Genomic DNA, 18,143 nt, shown 5'->3' with positions numbered 1-18,143 from the left:
CGCTAGACGCAGTGAAGGGGGCCTTCACGCGCCGTCGTGGTGGTCGTTGTGGTTGCTGGTGCAGGTGGGCTGCGGGTGGCGATCTCTGAACGTCGTGAAGGCCTACTTCACTACCTTCAGGGTAGGCAAGGAGGCCTTCACGGACCCGGCCCGCGATCAGCCACAGCCAAATCGAGTAGGTACTTAAGGCGCCGTTCGTCCTAACCGTCCTCACCGCTCACGAACAGCCGCACGCTCCCGCACACCGTGACCCAGTCGTAGCCGAAAACGGCCCGCCGGGCGTCACGCGCTGGTTATAGTCCTGACCCGGGGTAATGGGGAGGGAACGACGGCGATGGGCGGGTTCGTCACCGCGGCTTTGGGGTTCCCGGCCGTGCTCTTCAGCTTCTTGCTGATCGTGGTGATCGGCTACTGGCTGTTGGCGCTGTTCGGTGCCGTCGACGTCGACGACTTCGACGGCGGCGACGGGCTCCTGGCGGGCTTCGGCGGCGTCCCACTGTCCATTTCGCTCTCTTTGCTGATCGCATTCACCTGGTTCGCCAGCCTGGCAGGGACGGTTCTACTCGATGACCTTGAGCTTTCGACACCATCGAGGATCGGGCTCGGGTTCGGCGTGCTCGCCGTCGCGCTCGTCCTCGGCACACTCGGGACGAGGGTGATCGTGGTGCCGCTACGTCGTGTCTTCGGTCCCGCGAGGGAACCGAGCAGGAAGGACTTCGTCGGCCGGGCCGCGGTCATCCGCACCTCGTCGGTCACGCACGACTTCGGACAGGCCGAAGTCGCCGCCGCCGACGGGTCGACGGCCATTGTGGACGTTCGGCAGGCGGGTCAAGGCAACCTGACGGCGGGCAGCCGCGTAGTTCTCTATGACTACGACTCCGAACGTGAGTTCTTCTGGGTCGAGTCTTTGGACATCTGAAGCAGAAAAGGAACACTATGGGTGCCATCAGCGTGGGGGCCGGCGTTCTGATCGCCGTGGTAGTTGTCATCCTCCTGGTCTTGCTCTTCACGATCACCAGGTTGTTCAAGAAGGTGCCGCAGGGTAAGGCACTGATCATCTCGAAGGTCCGCCGCGTCGACGTGACGTTCACCGGCGCGATCGTCCTGCCTGTGCTGCACAAGGCCGAGATCATGGACACCTCGGTCAAGGCCATGGAGATCACCCGGACCGGCCGCGAGGGCCTGATCTGCCGGGACAACATCCGTGCCGACATCCGGATCTCGTTCTTCGTGCGGGTCAACAAGACCGTCGAGGACGTGATCAAGGTCGCGCAGGCCATCGGCACCGAACGCGCCAGCGACGAGGCGACCCTGCAGGAGCTGTTCAACGCCAAGTTCTCCGAGGCGTTGAAAACCGTCGGCAAGCAGCTGGACTTCGTGGACCTCTACACCAAACGCCATGAATTCCGCGACCAGATCATCCGCGTCATCGGCACCGACCTCAACGGGTACAGCCTGGAGGACGCGGCCATCGACTACCTCGAGCAGACGCCGATGGCGCAGCTCGACTCCGCGAACATCCTCGACGCGCAGGGTATCCGCAAGATCACCGAGCTGACCGCGATCGAGCACGTGCGCACCAACGAGTTCCGCCGCAGCGAGGAGAAGGAGATCACCCGCCAGAACGTGGACGCCAAGGAGGCGATCCTCGAACTGGAGCGGCGGCAGGCCGACGCCGAGATCAAGCAGCGCCGCGAGGTCGAGACCATGCGGGCGCGCGAAGAGGCGGAGATCGCCAAGGTGCAGGCGGAGGAGCGGCTCAAGTCGCAGGCCGCCGGCCTGCGCACCGACGAGCAGCTCGGCATCCAGCACCAGAACCAGCAGCGTGAGATCGAGGTCGCGGGCAAGAACCGCGAACGCGTGATCGCCATCGAGACCGAGCGCATCGAGAAGGACCGGCTGCTCGAGGTCATCGGCCGCGAACGCGAGACCGAGCTCTCCCGCATCGCCAAGGACAAGGAAGTCGAGACCGAGAAGCGCTCCATCGCCGAGGTCATCCGCGAGCGGATCGCGGTCGAGAAGACCGTGGCGGAGCAGGAAGAGAACATCAAGAAGCTCCGCGTCGTCGAAGAGGCGCAGCGCCAGCGCGAGGCCACCATCATCCGGGCCGAAGGCGAGGCGCAGGAGAACCTCGTCAAGGACATCAAGGCCGCGGAAGCCGCCGAGGCGGCCGCCAAGCACAAGGCCCGCGAGGAGCTGACGCTCGCCGAGGCGCGCCAGCAGGCCGCCGAGCTGGAGACCAGGGCGAAGATCCGCCTGGCCGAGGGCATCCAGGCCGAGGAGGCCGCCGCCGGGCTGGCCGCGGCGCAGGTCAAGGAACGCGACGCCGACGCGCTGGAGAAGGTCGGCCGCGCCGAGGCCATCGTCGAACGCGAGAAGGCGATCGTCCTCGCCGACGCGATGCGCGACAAGCTCAAGGGCGAGGCCGAAGGTCTCACCGAGAAGGCCGCCGCGATGGCCGCGCTCGACAGCGCCAGCCGCGAGCACGAGGAGTACCGCCTGCGCCTGGAGGCCGAGAAGGAGATCCGGCTCGCCGCGCTCAACGTGCAGCGCGAGGTCGCCGAGGCGCAGGCCACGGTACTGGGCATCGGGCTGGAGAAGGCCGACATCGACATCGTCGGCGGCGAGACGATGTTCTTCGAGAAGGTCATCGGCTCGATCGGGCTCGGCAAGAGCGTGGACGGCTTCGTCGAGCACTCGGACGTCGTCCAGACCCTCGGGAAGGCGTGGCTCGACGGCACCGGCAGCTTCACCGACGACCTGACGAAACTGGTCGGTTCCGTGAGCACGGAGGACGTGAAGAACCTGACGCTGTCGGCCTTCCTGGCCAAGCAGCTGCAGGCGGGCGGCCCGGACAGCGGCAAGGTGCAGGAACTGCTGGCCATGGCGCAGCGGCTCGGCCTTGCTGACAAGTCCGTCGCCGCCCTCGCCCCCGCGAAGCAGTGACGACGACCGAACCGGCGGCAGGAACGGAGCAGCTGGACGCGGGCACCTATGAGGTGCTCCGCGCCCGGCTCGCCGCACAGGCCGCCGAGCTGGCGAAACGCGCGGACGAGCTCAACACCGCGCGGCTCGGGGTCTTCGGCAGCGCGCAGCTCGCGCTGATCGGCACGGAGCGGATCCGCACCGAGAACAACTGCGTGCCGCGGGACGTCGTGTCGGTCGGCGGGCGGATGTTGTTCGGCTACAACGTCTTCATCGGCCTCAAGCCCGAGACGACGGTCGATGACGTCTTCTCGCTACACGGCTTCAGCCATGACGAGCAGGCGTTCCGCTTCGACGACGTACCGGCCGAAGAACTGCCGGGGCTGCTGCGCGACGAGCAGTTCGTCCGCGATTTCGCCGAGCTGTACCGGTACTACCGGCAGGCGAAGCTGCTGCAGCTGCGGCGGGTCGAGGGCAAACTGCTCGCGGTGTTCCAGATCGGCCCGCGGACCGAGGACATCCGCGTGCTGCGCTGGGGCGTGGCCGCCGACGGCAAGGTGTCCTATGTGGACAGCCGGGGCGAACGCGACCACGTCTTCCCGCCGTCGCACGACTTCGAATGGATCGAGACCGGCCGCGAACAGCATGTCCTCGGACGGCATCCGCACATCTCGATCGAGGACGAGGTGTTCGTCGAGACCGTCGGTGGCAACCTGACGATCAAGGTCGAGAACAACACCGAAACCGGTGAAGGTGTCTACGCCGAGCCGGTCGACGAGCCACTGCAGAGCCTGGCCGACGCCGAGGTGTCCTACGCCAGGATCGGCCCGCTGATCCTGCTGCGGATCCTGCCGTACAAGGAGACGGTGTACCGGTACCTGGTGTTCAACACCCGCACCCGGAACGTCGTGCGCCTCGACGGGATCGGGCAGGCGTGTCAGCGGCTGCCCGAGGACCACGGGATCATCTTCCCCGGCGGCTACTACCTCGACACGGGTGTCAGCAAGACGTTCGACACCACCGTGGACGAGCTCGAATTCGAGCGCGTGATCCGCTCGCCCAACGGGGAGGACGTGCTCTACGTCTTCCACGCGCGGGCCGAGGGCCGATCGCTGCTCCTGCCGTACAACGTGATCCGCAAAGAGGTCTCGAACCCGATCCCGTGCCACGGGTACTCGCTGTTCGACGACGGCACGATGGTGCTGTTCCGCGCGCTGTCCGACGAGCCGAGCCGCGTGCACCCGATGCAGGTGTGGCGGACGCCGTTCCAGTCGGACACGTACGCCGCGTCGCAGCCGGCCGGGACGGGGCCGCTGGAGCGGGTCGGCAACGCCGATCTGGTCCGCGGCATCTCCGACTGTCTCTCCATCGGCCGGATGGTCGAGGAGATGGCGCCGTCGGCGGCGGTGTTCGAGGCGCTGATCGCCGCGTGCGCGCGGGTCTTCGACCACTATCACTGGCTCGGCGAGGCCGAACTCGGTGATCTGCGGTCGCCGCTGTCGGACGTCCGGGTCACCGCCGAGCAGGTGCTCGACGAATTCGAGACGGTCACCTCGCTCACCGCGCAGGCGGCCGAAGCCGTCGAGGAAGCGGCCGCGGAAACCGCGTCGCTCGTGCGGAAGGTCCGCGGCGAGGCGCTGAACGCGGCCGACGCGTGGGTGCGACGGCTCGCGGAAATGCATCGCGCGCGCGGACATCTCGTCACCGTGCGGGAGCTGCGGTACGTCGACACCGACCGGGTCGACAAGCTGATCACCGATCTCGACACGGAATTCGGCGAGGCGGCGCAGCGGGCCGTCCGGTTCCTGCAGGGCGAGGACGCGTTCACCAGCTATCACGCCGAGGTCGACGGCCTGATCGAGGCAGCGGGCGCGATCTCCACCGTCGCCGAAGCGGTCCCGGTCGCCGAACAGCTGGACGAGCAGTCCGGCGGGCTCGAAGTCCTCACCGACGTCGTCGGCGGGCTGGAGATCGCGGACGCCGTGGTGCGCACGAAGATCCTCGAACGCGTCGGCGAGGTCATCGGCGCGGTCAACCGGGCTCGCGCGACGCTCGACGCGCGCCGCAAGGAACTGCTGGAGACCGAGGGCCGGGCCGAGTTCGCCGCCGAATTCGCGCTGCTCGCGCAGGCGATCACCGGCGGGCTCGCGGTCGCGGACACCCCGGACCGCTGCGACGAGCAGCTCGGCAGATTGTTGCTGCAGCTGGAAAACCTCGAATCGCGGTTCGGGGAGTTCGACGACTTCCTGGCCTCGCTCGGTGAGAAGCGCACCGACGTCTACGAGGCGTTCTCCTCCCGCAAGCAGGCGCTGCTCGACGAGCGGGCACGCCGCGCGGACCGGCTGGTCGATTCGGCCGAGCGGATCCTCACGAGCGTGACCAGGCGGGTCGGCACGCTCGGCTCGGTCGACGAGATCAACACCTACTTCGCCTCCGATCCGATGGTCGCGAAGCTGCGCAGCGTCGTCGCCGAACTGCGCGACCTCGGCGACCAGGTGCGCGCCGAAGAGCTGGAAGGCCGCGTCAAGGCCGCGCGCCAGGAAGCCGGCCGCGCGCTGCGCGACCGGCTGGATCTCTACGGCGAGGGTGGCGAGACGATCCGCCTGGGCCGCAACACCTTCGCGGTCAACACCCAGGACATCGACCTCACCCTGGTGCCGCACGACGGCGGGATGAAGTTCGCCATCACCGGCACCGACTACCGTTCGCCGGTGCGGGATTCCGCGTTCGAGGAGACGCGGCCGTACTGGGATCAGCTGCTGGTCTCGGAATCGGCCGAGGTCTACCGCGCCGAGTATCTGGCGACGTCGATCCTGGCCGAACAGCCCGACCTGCCGGACGTCGATCTGCTGGATGTCGTCCGGCGCGCGGCGGGGGATCGGTACGACGAGGGTTACGCGCGTGGCGTGCACGACCACGACGCCGCCGCGATCCTGTCGGCTTTGGTGCGTCTGCGGTCCGCCGCCGGGCTGCTGCGGTATCCGCCCGCCGCCAGGGCCGCGGCTCAGCTGTTCTGGGCTTTCGGTGCCGAAGAAGCGGCGAAGTCCGCCTGGACCACGCGTTCCGCGTCGCTCGCACGGGTGCGGGAGGCATTCGGGCACACCACGGCGATCGACGCGCTGGCGCGGGAACTCACCGAGGCGATGACCGCGTTCGCGACGTCGTCCGGGCTCTCGCTGGAGCTCGAACTCGCCGGCGAATACCTCTTCGAGGAACTGGCCGACGCGTCGCCCGGGTTCGTCACCAGCGGTGGCGCGCGAACGCTGCTCGACAAGTTCCGGCTGGACCGCCGGAGCTTCGCCGAAGACCTGCGTGCGCTCGAAGACCTCGCCGATCGTCACCAGCTCGCGGAGGCGTGGCTACGGTCCTTTGTGGACTCCGCCGGACTGCCGGACGACGAGCTGGCGGAGGCCGTCGCGATCGAACTGGCCGACCTGCCGCGCTACGACTCTTCGGCCGAGCTTTCGGCCACTGTGGACGGTCTGCTCGGCTCGCACCCACGGATCGTCAACCGGTCGCTGACCCTGCGGCTCGACGAGACACTCGCCAGAACAGGGCGTTTCAGGCGCGACCGCGTTCCGGGTTTCCGTGCGTACCAACGGTTGCGCAACGACCTGGTGACGGCAGAGCGGGACAGGCTGCGGCTGTCGGAGTACAAGCCGAAGGTGATGAGTGCCTTCGTGCGCAACAGGCTGCTCGACGAGGTCTACTTGCCGCTGATCGGCGACAACCTCGCCAAACAGCTCGGCGCGACGGGCGACGCGCGGCGTACCGACCAGTCCGGGCTGCTGCTGCTCATCTCGCCGCCCGGTTACGGCAAGACGACCCTCATGGAGTACGTCGCGAGCCGTCTCGGGCTGGTGTTCGTGAAGGTGAACGGGCCGGCGCTCGGGCACGACGTCACGTCGGTGGATCCGGCGGACGCGCCCAACGCGACGGCGCGGCAAGAGGTCGAGAAGATCTCGTTCGCGCTGGAGCAGGGCAACAACGTGCTGCTGTATCTGGACGACATCCAGCACACCTCACCCGAACTGCTGCAGAAGTTCATCTCGCTGTGCGACGCGCAGCGGCGGATGGAAGGTGTGTGGGAAGGCCGGACGCGGACGTATGACCTGCGGGGCAAGCGATTCGCGGTCTGCATGGCCGGAAACCCGTACACCGAGCAGGGCAAACGGTTCCGGATCCCGGACATGCTCGCCAACCGCGCGGACGTGTGGAACCTCGGCGATGTGCTCTCGGGCAAGGAAGAACTGTTCGCGCTGAGCTACATCGAGAACTCGCTCACCGCGAATACCGTGCTGGCCCCGTTGGTCTCGCGGGAACGGTCCGATGTGGACGTTCTGGTGCGGCTGGCCCGCGGCGACGGCTCGGCTCGGGCGGATCAGCTGAAACACGCGTACTCGGCGACCGAACTGGAGCAGATCCTCGCCGTACTGCGGAAACTGATCAAGGTGCAGCGGATCGTCCTGACGAACAACCAGGCGTACATCGCTTCCGCGGCGCAGGCGGACGCGTCCCGGGTCGAACCGCCGTTCCAGCTGCAAGGCTCGTACCGCAACATGAACAAACTCGCCGGCCGGATCGTGCCCGCGATGAACGACGCGGAGCTGGAAGCGCTGATCGACGACCACTACGCCGGCGAAGCGCAGACGCTCACTTCGGGCGCCGAAGCCAACTTGCTGAAGCTGGCCGAACTCCGCGGACGGCTGAGCCCCTCGGACGCGCAACGGTGGGCGGACGTGAAGGCGGCTTACCTGCGTGCGCAGGCGCTGGGTGGCGACGACGAAGACCCGATGAGCCGAGCTGTCGGCGCTGTGGGTCTGCTGGCGGACCGGGTGGGCGCGGTCGAGGCGGCTATCGAGCGGGCTTCGGAGCGGATGGTCGTGCGGGATGTGATGTAGGGGTTTCCTTGTTCGGCCGTCGGCGGTCCGTTGTCGTTTCCGGCAATGGGCCGCCGATTTTCGTTGCCGAAACCGGCGACACACTACCCCCAAACACTCCTCAAGCCCCCAAAGCCGCCAACTGCCCAGCCGTGAGCCGTTCCACCAAAGGAACCGCCCGATACTCCCCATCACGGCAAGCCACCCGGACCGGCCCCGCGATATGCGGATGCTCCTCCGCCACCCGCAAAGCGGCCGCAACCCGATCGGACGGCCAGTCCAGCGCGTCCGCGAGCGCCGGAACGGGAAGCGCGCGGCCGGCATGCAGAAGCGCGGCGAGCACGGTCAGGGCGTCACCGGCGAACACCGCGATCCGGTCGTCGAGCATGATTTCGTTGATACGCGCGTGAAACCGGGAGAGGTCGTCCATACGGGCCCCCGCGGGGGTCGAGGTGCCGAGGACTTCGGCGCCCCGGCGCGAGACCCGTACCCATTCCTGGTTCGACCGCACGCTTTCGTTCCACACCCGTTGCGGCATCTCCTCGTCGATGACGTAGCGCTCCCGCCGTCCGTCCCGTTCCCGTCTGAGCATCGCTTGCGACTCGAGGTAGGCGACGGCGTTCGAGATCGAGGCGGGGCTGACCTGGAGCCGCTGGGCGAGTTCGGCGGCGCTGAGCACGCCGTCGTCGCTGACCGCCAAACACGCGAGCAGCCGGGCGGTCATCCGGGGCAGGCCGGTCTCGACGATCATTTCGGCGAACTCGGTTTCGAAGGCGCGGACGGCTTCGGGGTTTCGGCCATAGCCGTTTTCGACGACGGGGGCGGTGCGCGGCCGGTGTTTGCGGCGGCGAGCGCGTTCTCCGGTCACGCGGGTCGCTTCGTCGGCGTGGTAGCCGGACCGGCCGCTGTTGCGCGCGACCTCACGGCTGATCGTCGACGTCGGGCGCCCGAGCCGCCGCGCGATCTCGGCGTAACCGAGGCCGTCCTTGAGCCAGGCCGCGATCAGCCGACGATCCTCCTGGGTCAGTCTGCCGCCCGGCATGGGTCCTCCTGTGCGTTCACCCGCAAATCATTGCAACGAACCGTTGCATTCACCGTCAAGATCGTTGCAACGATTTGCGGAAATCTACCAGCAATAACGACGTAAGAGCCAGTCCTTAGCTTTGAAGCAAACCTGAATGCAACGTAGCCTTCGGGTATCGCTGAAAACTGGGAGGAACAGAAATGACCACCTCGGTCCCACATCTCACCGAGCTGCCCCTCGAACGCCCGAAGGGCTGCCCGTTCGACCCGCCCGCGGAGCTCGGCACACTGCGCGACGAGCACCCGCTCGTCCGGCTGACCTTCCCCGACGGGCACGAGGGCTGGCTCGCGACCGGACACGCGATCGCCAGGGCGATCCTCGCGGATCCCCGGTTCAGTGCCCGGCAGGAACTGATGCACTCACCGCTGCCGGGTGCGGCGGCGATGGTCGAGATGCCGCCCGCGGCGCCGGGGATGTTCATCCGCATGGACGGTGCGGAGCACGCGCGGTACCGCAAGCTGCTCACCGGCAAGTTCACCGTCCGCCGGATGCGGCTGCTGACCGAGCGGGTCGAGCAGGTGACCACCGAGTGCCTCGACGCGATGGAGCGTCAGGGAACGACGGCCGATCTGGTGCCCGCCTTCGCGCAGCCCATTCCGGCGCTGATGATCTGCGAGCTGCTCGGCGTCCCGTACGAAGACCACGAGTTCTTCCGGCGCAACGTCATGCCGCTGAACCGGCCGGACGCTCCGGTCGAGGAGCACGAAGCGGCCATCAACGCGCTGGGGGAGTACCTCTACAAGCTCATCCTGGCCAAGCGCGCCGAGCCGACCGACGACATCCTCGGCGAACTGACGACCACGGAACTGACCGACGAGGAACTGACCAGCATCGCGTTCCTCTTGCTGGGAGCGGGTCTCGACACCACGGCCAACATGCTCGGGCTGGGCACGTTCGCCCTTCTCCAGAATCCGGAGCAGCTCGCGATGCTGCGCGAGGCCCCGGAGCTCATCGACGGCGCGATCGAGGAACTGTTGCGCTATCTGACCATCACGCACACCGGTGCGCGGACCGCGCTCGAAGACGTCGAGATCGGCGGTCAGCTGGTCAAGGCCGGTGAAGCGGTCACGCTGTCGGCCCAGGCCGCCAACCGTGATCCGCTGAAGTTCCCGGAACCCGACCGGCTCGACGTCCGCCGGAACGCCGCCGGGCACACCACCTTCGGGCATGGCGTGCACCAGTGCCTCGGCCAGCAGCTCGCGCGTGTGCAGATGAAGGTCGCCTTCAGCGAGCTGCTCGCGAGGTTCCCCAAGCTGCGCCTGGCCGTTCCGGCCGAGGAGATCCCGATGCGGACGGACTCCGACATCTACGGGGTGTACGCGCTCCCGGTGGCCTGGAGCTGAGCGCGATGAAACTCGAAGTGGACCGGGAACGCTGTGTGGGCGCCGGAATGTGCGTGCTGACCGCGCCCGGGGTGTTCGAACAGGACGAGGAAGACGGCCGGGTCCGGCTGCTGGATCCGGAACCGGCCGAGATCGGCGACGCCGTGCAGCTGTGCCCGGCGGCGGCGATCACGGCGAACGCCTGAAAGAGCCAAGCCAGGGGGTGCCGGGCGGGCACCCCCTGGCACGGGATCAGCCGATGTCCGCGACGACCTTGCCCGCGTCGGCGCTCTGCACCGCGGTGCCGGCGTAGAGCTGCTGGACCCGGGCCTTCTCCTGGGCGTTGGGGTTCACGCTCTTGCAGCTGACCCCGCCGGTCGAGCCGGACATCAGCGACGAGCAGGGGCCGGGCTTCACGTCGGGCAGGCCGAGGCTGTGCCCGAGTTCGTGGGAAGCGATCCGGGGTGTGTAGTAGCCCTGCTGGACGGCCTGCCTGCCCATCCACACGGTGACCGTGCCGCCGGGGCGGACCGGGCCGAGCGTGGCGCGCGGCCAGCCGTTGTCGGCGATGACCCGGATGTTGACCCGCTGCCCCGGCGTCGCCTTCACGATGCGGACGTTGGTGACGTTGGTGTTCCAGACGTTGACGCCGGCGGCCACCGCGTCCTTGAACTCCGCTGCCTGGCTGTCGTCGTAGGTCAGGGTCGTCGCCATGATCTCGGCGGCGCCGGCGGAGGGTGCCGAGAGCACCGAGATGGAGAGCGCGGCGCCGGTGAGCACCGCGGCGAAGGTACGTCGAAGCACGTTGAACTCCTCGCGTTAAGGCGTGCTGGAATTTCGGAGCAGTGTCGACACTGAACCTGTCGGGGCGGTCGGGGTACCCGCCGATAGTCGCCTGTCGTTAACCATGATCTTGACGCGACCGGAAGACTGTGCCGTTATGACGACGGCGCGTTTCACCGGACACGAAGAACCGATCCTCGCGGTCGCGGTGAAGGGAAACCGGCTGGTCACCGGTGGTGCGGACCGGACGGTCCGGGTCTGGGACCTGGAGACCGGAGCGCAGAAATTCGTGCTGAGCGGCCATGATCGGCCGGTCCTGGCGGTGGGTATCTCGGGTCGGCACGTGGTCGGTTGCGATGGGGCGACGGTGCGGCGCTGGCGGATCACGGGCGCCGAAGCGCATCCCCCGGAGGTCCAGACCACCAAACGGACCGTGGCGGTCGCGGTGGCGAAGGACTTCGTCGTGTCCGGCGCGGGGAGCGCCGTCGAGGTCCGACGGCCCGACGGTGTGACGGTGCGCGGTCCGCGCAGCGGCGGCCCGGAGATCGAATCGGTCGCGGTGACCCCGGACGGCCGGGTCGTCGTCGCCGGGGACGACGCGGGCGGCGTGCGGCTGTGGGACCGGGAAGTCGTTTCCCACTACCGGTTCGGTGGGGCGGGCGCGGTCCACGTGGTCGCGATCTCGCCCGACGGCGGGCAGGTGCTGTCCGCCGAGGGCGAGACGGTGCGGTTGTGGGGGCGCAAAGGCGACCCCGCCCTCGTCTTCCCCGCGCATACCGGGGTGGTGCGGGCGCTGGCCTTCGGCGCGGACGGCAAGTTGGTGCTCTCCGGCGGCTCCGACGGCGAGGTCCGCGTCCGCGAGATCGACGACCCGCGGGAGTACACGCTCCTCAAGGGACATCAGGGGAACGTCCGGGCGATCGCCTGCACCGCGGGGAACGAGAAGATCGTCACCGTCGGGGACGACCGCACGATCCGGGTGTGGGATCGCTTCGGCAACCAGATCGACGGCACCGGTTTCGTCGAGCCCAAACCGGGCCGGGCGCGGCCGCGGATCACGCCCGACGTCGAAAGCCCGGTCGACCTGATCGGCTTCCACGACGACGTGCGCACGCTCGCCGCGGTCATCGCCGACCGCGAGACCAGCCCGCCGCTGTGCGTCGCGCTGCTGGGGCCCTGGGGGTCCGGCAAGTCGAGTTTCGTCCGGCAGGTGACCGACCGGGTGGCCGAACTGGCCAGCCGGTCCCGCGGCGACGCCGCCAACAGCGTGTTCGCCGGTGAGATCCGGCAGATCCGGTTCAACGCCTGGCAGTACCACGACGACCATCTGTGGGTCGGGCTGGTGGACCATCTGTTCCGCAACCTCGGCGCGCCCGAGACGCACGCGGACGCCGGTGAAGTCCACGCCGAACGCGAGGAACTGCGGGCCCGGCTCGCGGGACTGAAGGCGGTCAAGGCGGACTCTCCGCTCACCTGGCGCTGGCGGCTGCTGGTGTCCGGGGTGGACCGCGCCGAACGACGGCGGCGACGGCTCGCGGTCGCGGGCTACGCGGTGGCGGGAGTGCTCGGCATCGCCGCGGCGATCACCGGCTGGGCCCTGTGGCACAACGCGATTCTCGCCACCGCGGGTGCCATCGTCGCGCTCGGCGCCGTGCTGACCCCGGCACTCACCACCGCGAGGGCGGCACTCGCCCCGGTCAAGTCCACATTGGACAAACTGCGGCACGACGTCGACAAGCGCGGGGAACGGTTCGAGACCGAGGTGCGGGAGACCGAGGAACGGCTCCGGCGGTTGGACGCGGCAAGCAGGCTCGGTGATCTGATCGAGGAGGCGAAAACCGGTAGATACGGGGATTACCAGGGGGTTTTCGCCCGGGTGCGCGAGGACCTCGCGGACCTGAGCGCCGATCTGGCCGACGCGCGGGAACAATGGCTGCTGGCCGGCGGGAAGGGCAAGCCGCCGCTGGAACGGATCGTGCTCTACATCGACGACCTCGACCGCTGCCCGCCGTCGAAGGTGATCGAGGTGCTGGCCGCGGTCCATCTGCTGCTGGCCCTGCCCGCGTTCGTCGTGGTGGTGGCCGTCGATCCACGATGGTTGCGGCGATGCCTCGACCAGCATCACGAAGAACTGTTCGGCGCGGGGGAGACGAGCCGGACGGAGTACCTCGACAAGATCTTCCAGATCGTGTTCGCCCTGCGCCCCATGGGAAGCGCGGCGGACGAGCTGATCGACGCCCTGATGCCGGTCGGGGAGCGGGAACAGCGGCCGCTCGAGCACGAAGAATGGGCGGAGGACGAGAGTGCCCCCGAACGCGGTGAACCGGTGGAGGTCGTGGTGCAGGACACGGCCCCGCCGACGTTCTACAACATGCGGCCGGACCGGTTGCGGCTCACCGAGGTCGAACGCGATTTCGTCCACGTGCTGCGGAAAAGGCTGAACACGCCGCGCGAGATCCGGAAACTGGTCAACCTCTACCGGCTCGTGCGCATCGGAATCCCCGACGCGGAGCTGGCGGCGTTCGTCGGCGGCCCCTATCGCGCGGTGCTCGTCCTGCTGGCCCTGCTGGTCGCCGATCCGGACGCCGCGCGTTCGACGTTCATCGCGCTGTCCGCCGGGGAATCGTCGCGCGACGCCTTTCCACCTGAATGGCGGCTGGACGCCGAATCCTTCGATGATCTAAAGGTCTACCGGAATTGGGTGGGCACTCTCGCCCGCTTCAGTTTCGAAACCTACGATCTGGTCACCGAGGAGACGGAACCGGAAGCCACGTTGTAGCTACACTTGCCCGCTACGACGGCGAGGGGGCGGCGCATGCGGAGATCAGGCTGGCTTTCGCTCGTCTTCGGCGCGCTCGTCGGGACGCTCGTGATCGTCCTGCTCGCCACCACGGTCAGCGCTCCACCGGCCGCGCCGAGGACCGACTGCGTCCGGCTGGTCACCAGTTCCTCCACTGAGAAGGGTGATCTGATCGCCGAACTGGCCGCGCGGTACAACGACGCGGGCCGGACGTTCGACGGCGGTAAATGCGCGAAGGTCGACGCATACAAGAAGACCTCGGGCGCCACGCTCGACCTCATCGCCGACGGCTGGAACGACGTCGACGATCGTCAGCCCGAGCCCCAGGTCTGGCTGCCGAGTTCCTCGCTCTGGCTCGATCTGCTGAAACAGCGGGGGAAGGGCGAGCGGATCAAGGCCGGGCCGAAGACCTCGCTCGCGACCAGCCCGATGGTGATCGCGATGCCGGAGCCGATGGCCAAGGCGATGGGCTGGCCGGGCAAGTCCATCGGCTGGGGCGACGTCCTGCAGGTGAACCGGGACGGTGGCTGGGCTTCGAAAGGCGCGGAGTACGCCAACTGGGGCAACTTCACCCTGGGCAAGGACAATCCGCGGCGGTCGACGTCCGGGCTCGCGGCGACCATCGCGACCTATTTCGCCGCCACGGGCGGTGACTACGGCAAGATCGGCACCGCGGAGACCGTGCAGTTCGTCCGCGGGGTCGAGGCGTCGGTCGCCTACTACAGCGACGATTCGGTGGCCTTCCTGAAGACGCTGTACGACGAGGACCGCAAGAAGCCCACGCCCTACATCAGCGCGATGGCGATGCAGGAGCAGATGGTCTACCTCTACAACCGCGGCGTGCCGACCGGGGATCCGGCGCAGCTGAACGCGAATCCCGTCCCGCCGCTGCGCCCGCTGGTCGCCGTTCCCCCCAAGGAGGGGACGATGCTGATCGACCACCCCTTCCTGATCACCGCGAGCGCGTCGCCCGAGCAGCAGGGCGCGGCCGAGGACTTCTACGCCTTCCTGCGGGACGAGGGCCAGCAGCGCCGGTTCCGCGATCTCGGGTTCCGTGACCCCGAGGGCAGGCCGGGCCCGGATCTGGCCGGGGTCGTCGGCACCCAAGGCACCCAGGAGACCCCCAAGATCGGCGTGCCCACCGGCGAGCAGATCCAGAAGATGCTGGACGGCTGGGAGTACACGCAGCGGCGCGGCCGGATCCTGCTGGTGCTGGACCTGTCCGGTTCGATGAACGAGCCGTTCGACAAGAACCGCAAGGACAAGCCGTACTCCGAAAGCCGGATCGCCCTGCTGAAACCCGCGATCCGGAAACAGCTCGAGTACCTGCATCCCGAGGACGAGGTCGGGCTGTGGACGTTCTCGGACGGGTACGAGGAGAAGATGCCGATCGGCAAGGTCAAGAACGTCCGCGGCCCGATGCTCCAGCTGGTCGAGAACCTGACTCCGAAAGGGGATACGGCGCTGTACCAGACGGTGATGGCGGCCAACGACAAGATGCGGCGCGAGTTCGATCCGAACCTGATCAACGCCGTCGTCTTCCTGACCGACGGCGAGAACACCGAAGCGGGAACGAAGGAGCAGGTGCTGCAGAACGTCGACGCCGAACGGCTGGACAACTCCGTCCGGATCTTCACCATGGCCTACGGCGCGCAGGCCGACAGCCGCGTTCTCGACGAGATCGCGCAGAAGTCCAAGGCCCGCAGCTATCAGGCCGTCGACCCGCACGGCATCGACAAGATGTTCGTCAACGTGTTCAGCAACTTCTGACATGGCCGAGTACGACAACCGGCCGTTCCACGTCGTCGCGGTGGTGCTCGCCCTGATCGCCGGGATGATCGGCCGCGCGGTGACCTATCCGCATCCGCAGGCCTGGCTCTTCGCCGCGGCCGCCGCGCTGGCCGTGCTGGTGCCTGCCGAAACCGCGTTCTTCGTGCTGAACGGAAGACGACGGAGGCCGGCGCGGGAAAAGAAGCGCGCGCCGCGATCCGCCCCGTACGACCACTTCAGCCTGCTCGGCCGGGCGCTGACGGCCATCGAAACGGTGCGGCCCGGCGAAACCGAGCTGGCCAAGGTCTTCCGCCGGGCGGTGTCGGCGCTCGAACGACACAAGAACCGCGACACCGCCGAAGTCGTCGAACTGCGGGTGACGGTGAAGCAGACCACCGAAAAGCTGGAACGACACGCGGGGGACGAGAATCCCGATCCGGTGATGCTCGGCGAGCGGATGGGGCTGTACCGGGAAACGCTCGAAGAGGCTCTCCGGGCGGTCGAACCGGGGTGAGTGTTCGGTGCCGAACAGACTACGGCCGTGCGTCATGCTGATCTGACAGCATGCCGTTGATCGGGCGCCGGGTTGTCGAGGGCGTGGAACATGTGGTCGTGCCGGTGGAGCACCGGTTCAGCCTGGAGGAGGCCGTGCTGGCGGTGATGGCCGCCAAAAGCACCGTGCGGCCCGCTCCGGGAATCAAGGTCGCTCCGCTGAAGGTGTCGGAGGTACGGTCAGCGCTGCTGTATGCGGCGAAACACGCCGATAGGCGACACCAGATCGTGGACAGCTATTTCGTCGAGGCCGAAGACGGGCCGTTGCACCGGCTGGCCGAGTGGATCAGATCGGAACTGGTCCGGCTGGGCATCTTCACCACCCACGACGGTTCCGCCGCCGGATCGGGTGGCCGACTCGGTTACTCTCCGCGATAGGTGTTCACGACTGCCTGGGAGGGTGTTTCGTGGGTTTGGGCCAGGAGGCCGCCGAAGAGAGAGAACGTCCGTTCCTGGAGCGACTGGACGAACCCGTCCGCGCCCGGTTGCTGGAGATGGGGACCCCGCAGACCTACGAGGCCAGACAGGCGCTGATGCGGGCTGGCGAGCCCGGCGACTTCGTCATGTTGCTGCGGCACGGCTACGTGAAGGTGACCAGCGCCGACCGGATGGGCGCGACGGTCATCCTCGACGTCGGGGTGCCCGGCGATCTGCACGGCGAGATCGCGGTGATCGCGGGCGGTATCCGGATGGCCGACGTGGTGGCCATCGAGGAGGTGCACGTCCGGCGGATCGCGGCGAGCGAGTTCAACCGGTTCCTGCTGGATCATCCGGCGGCGATGCGCGAGGTGCTCGTCAGCGTCGCCCGCCGGTTCGTGCTCGCCCAGCGGCAGCGGACCCAATCGTGGAAACCGCAGGCGGTGGCGCGGGTCGCGACCCGGCTCGACTACCTCGTCGACGTCTGTGGCATCCGGACACCCGCCGGCTGGCGGATCGGGATCCCGTTGAGTCAGGACGAACTCGCGCAGTTCATCCCGATGGGCCGGACGATGGTCGCGCAGGCGCTGGACAAGCTGCGGAAGGCGGGAGTCGTGGCCAGTTCGCGCCGTGCGATCACCGTCATCGACCGCGAGGCATTGCGGGTGATCACGGAAAAAGGTGTGACTTAGCTCACTGGCGTTGACCATCGCGAGGTCATGTTTTGTTCGGTTCCGAACAGAACTTCCGGTGAGGAGTGGGAACACTGCTTCCTGCCGCCAGTTTTCACCGATCAGGGGAGGGGTCGCAGAGATGCAGGTGCTGACCTCAGGCCATTACAACGCGCACACCCACGCCGTGCTTTCCGTCGACATCGTCGGTTCGTCCAAGGCCAGCGACGATCTGCTGGACCCGATGAAGACCGAGATGGAAACGCTGGTTTCCCGCTCGTTCAACGCGGTCGGGCTCGCCCCGGGGGAAGCGCGTCACTTCCGGGAGACCGGGGACGGGCTGATGGTCGCGTATCCGGACCACGCCGTCGGGCAGCTCTGCGAGGTCGCGTTCCACCTGGACCATCTGCTCCGGACCCGTAACCGCTACGCCAGGGTCCCGATGCGGGCGCGGGTGGCGGTCCACATGGGACCGATGGCGGACAACCACCGCTACCACCGCACGTACATCACGCTGACCCGGCTGCTGTGCGCCTCGACCTTCAACGACGCCGTGGGCTACTGGTGCCGTTCGGATCCGACGGGCGACAAGTTCGGCGCCGGGATGATCGTCTCGCAATCCGTGTGGCGCAACGTGGTCGAGCCGTTCGGGGTCGCGCTGGTCCCGCCCGCCCGCTGCGCCCGGATCAGCGTCACGACCCCGGACTTCGCCGACAGCGCGTGGATCCACTTGCCCGGCCTGGACGCGGAAGCGGTCCTCGCCGAACTGAACCCCGCCGTCGCGGTGCCGCTCGTGTTCGACCGGGTGAGCCGGTTGTCCACGACGGCCTGACCCAGACCGGGCGGTCCGGTTTCCAGGGAGGGAAAACCGTATCGCTCGCCGGTTCCCGGCCCGGTACCCCTACGCCGGGCCGGGAACCGGACCCCCGGCGCGGGGGG

At 68.0% G+C, this 18,143-nt stretch carries 13 protein-coding genes; 11 read left to right on the top strand and 2 right to left on the bottom strand.

From position 1 onward, the window contains the following. The first annotated feature begins 334 nt into the window (after positions 1-334). The 3 genes from AVR91_RS28625 to AVR91_RS28615 all read left to right on the top strand — a co-directional run bounded on the left by AVR91_RS28625 (position 335) and on the right by AVR91_RS28615 (position 7,826). The gene (locus AVR91_RS28625) at positions 335-919 is read left to right on the top strand and encodes a hypothetical protein (RefSeq protein WP_063271526.1); all 585 of its coding nucleotides are present in this window, start codon (positions 335-337) and stop codon (positions 917-919) included. 80 nt (positions 920-999) lie between these two features. After that, complete coding sequence (locus AVR91_RS28620; protein ID WP_228708006.1) at positions 1,000-2,946, top strand: flotillin family protein; 1,947 nt, start codon at positions 1,000-1,002, stop codon at positions 2,944-2,946. Further along, positions 2,943-7,826 carry a DNA repair ATPase gene (locus AVR91_RS28615; protein ID WP_063271524.1) on the top strand — a complete coding sequence of 1,628 codons (4,884 nt, stop codon included), beginning with the start codon at positions 2,943-2,945 and terminating at the stop codon, positions 7,824-7,826. The genes AVR91_RS28620 and AVR91_RS28615 overlap by 4 nt, the downstream gene beginning before the upstream one ends. Before the next feature lie 100 nt (positions 7,827-7,926). On the opposite strand, the gene AVR91_RS28610 is transcribed toward AVR91_RS28615, so the two are convergent. Beyond that, entirely contained in the window at positions 7,927-8,847 is a 921-nt protein-coding gene (locus AVR91_RS28610; protein ID WP_063271523.1) for a helix-turn-helix domain-containing protein, read from the bottom strand. Between the two features lie 182 nt (positions 8,848-9,029). Here AVR91_RS28610 and AVR91_RS28605 point away from each other — a divergent pair, with 182 nt between their 5' ends. Together AVR91_RS28605 and AVR91_RS28600 are read left to right on the top strand one after the other, a co-directional pair. Beyond that, positions 9,030-10,232: a cytochrome P450 gene (locus tag AVR91_RS28605; RefSeq protein WP_063271522.1), complete on the top strand. Its 1,203-nt coding sequence runs from the start codon at positions 9,030-9,032 to the stop codon at positions 10,230-10,232. A 5-nt stretch (positions 10,233-10,237) separates the two neighbouring features. Further along, positions 10,238-10,417, top strand: a complete 180-nt coding sequence (locus AVR91_RS28600; protein WP_016331758.1) for a ferredoxin — start codon at positions 10,238-10,240, stop codon at positions 10,415-10,417. 46 nt (positions 10,418-10,463) lie between these two features. Here AVR91_RS28600 and AVR91_RS28595 read toward each other — a convergent pair whose 3' ends face one another. Then, entirely contained in the window at positions 10,464-11,015 is a 552-nt protein-coding gene (locus tag AVR91_RS28595) for a snapalysin family zinc-dependent metalloprotease (RefSeq protein WP_063271521.1), read from the bottom strand. A gap of 136 nt (positions 11,016-11,151) precedes the next feature. Between AVR91_RS28595 and AVR91_RS28590 the strand changes: the two genes are divergently transcribed. The 6 genes from AVR91_RS28590 to AVR91_RS28565 all read left to right on the top strand — a co-directional run bounded on the left by AVR91_RS28590 (position 11,152) and on the right by AVR91_RS28565 (position 18,036). Further along, positions 11,152-13,773, top strand: coding sequence for a P-loop NTPase fold protein (locus AVR91_RS28590; protein ID WP_063271520.1), 2,622 nt, complete (start codon positions 11,152-11,154; stop codon positions 13,771-13,773). A gap of 36 nt (positions 13,774-13,809) precedes the next feature. After that, positions 13,810-15,564 (top strand): substrate-binding and vWA domain-containing protein, encoded by a 1,755-nt coding sequence (locus tag AVR91_RS28585; protein WP_063271519.1) that lies wholly within the window; start codon positions 13,810-13,812, stop codon positions 15,562-15,564. Position 15,565: 1 nt separating this feature from the next. Next, a complete protein-coding gene (locus tag AVR91_RS28580; protein ID WP_063271518.1) occupies positions 15,566-16,078 on the top strand; it encodes a hypothetical protein in 513 nt (170 codons plus the stop codon). 50 nt (positions 16,079-16,128) lie between these two features. Beyond that, on the top strand, positions 16,129-16,494 hold the full coding sequence (locus AVR91_RS28575; protein ID WP_016331763.1) for a hypothetical protein: 366 nt from the start codon (positions 16,129-16,131) through the stop codon (positions 16,492-16,494). Between the two features lie 29 nt (positions 16,495-16,523). Continuing rightward, positions 16,524-17,225, top strand: coding sequence for a Crp/Fnr family transcriptional regulator (locus tag AVR91_RS28570; RefSeq protein ID WP_016331764.1), 702 nt, complete (start codon positions 16,524-16,526; stop codon positions 17,223-17,225). A 121-nt stretch (positions 17,226-17,346) separates the two neighbouring features. Beyond that, complete coding sequence (locus AVR91_RS28565) at positions 17,347-18,036, top strand: hypothetical protein (protein WP_016331765.1); 690 nt, start codon at positions 17,347-17,349, stop codon at positions 18,034-18,036. The last annotated feature ends 107 nt before the right edge of the window (positions 18,037-18,143 follow it).

It is taken from the genome of Amycolatopsis keratiniphila subsp. keratiniphila (assembly GCF_001620365.2).
GTDB lineage: Bacteria > Actinomycetota > Actinomycetes > Mycobacteriales > Pseudonocardiaceae > Amycolatopsis > Amycolatopsis keratiniphila.
The sequence above is the reverse complement of the archived record's forward strand: the minus strand, read 5'-3'. Positions and strand labels throughout refer to the sequence as shown.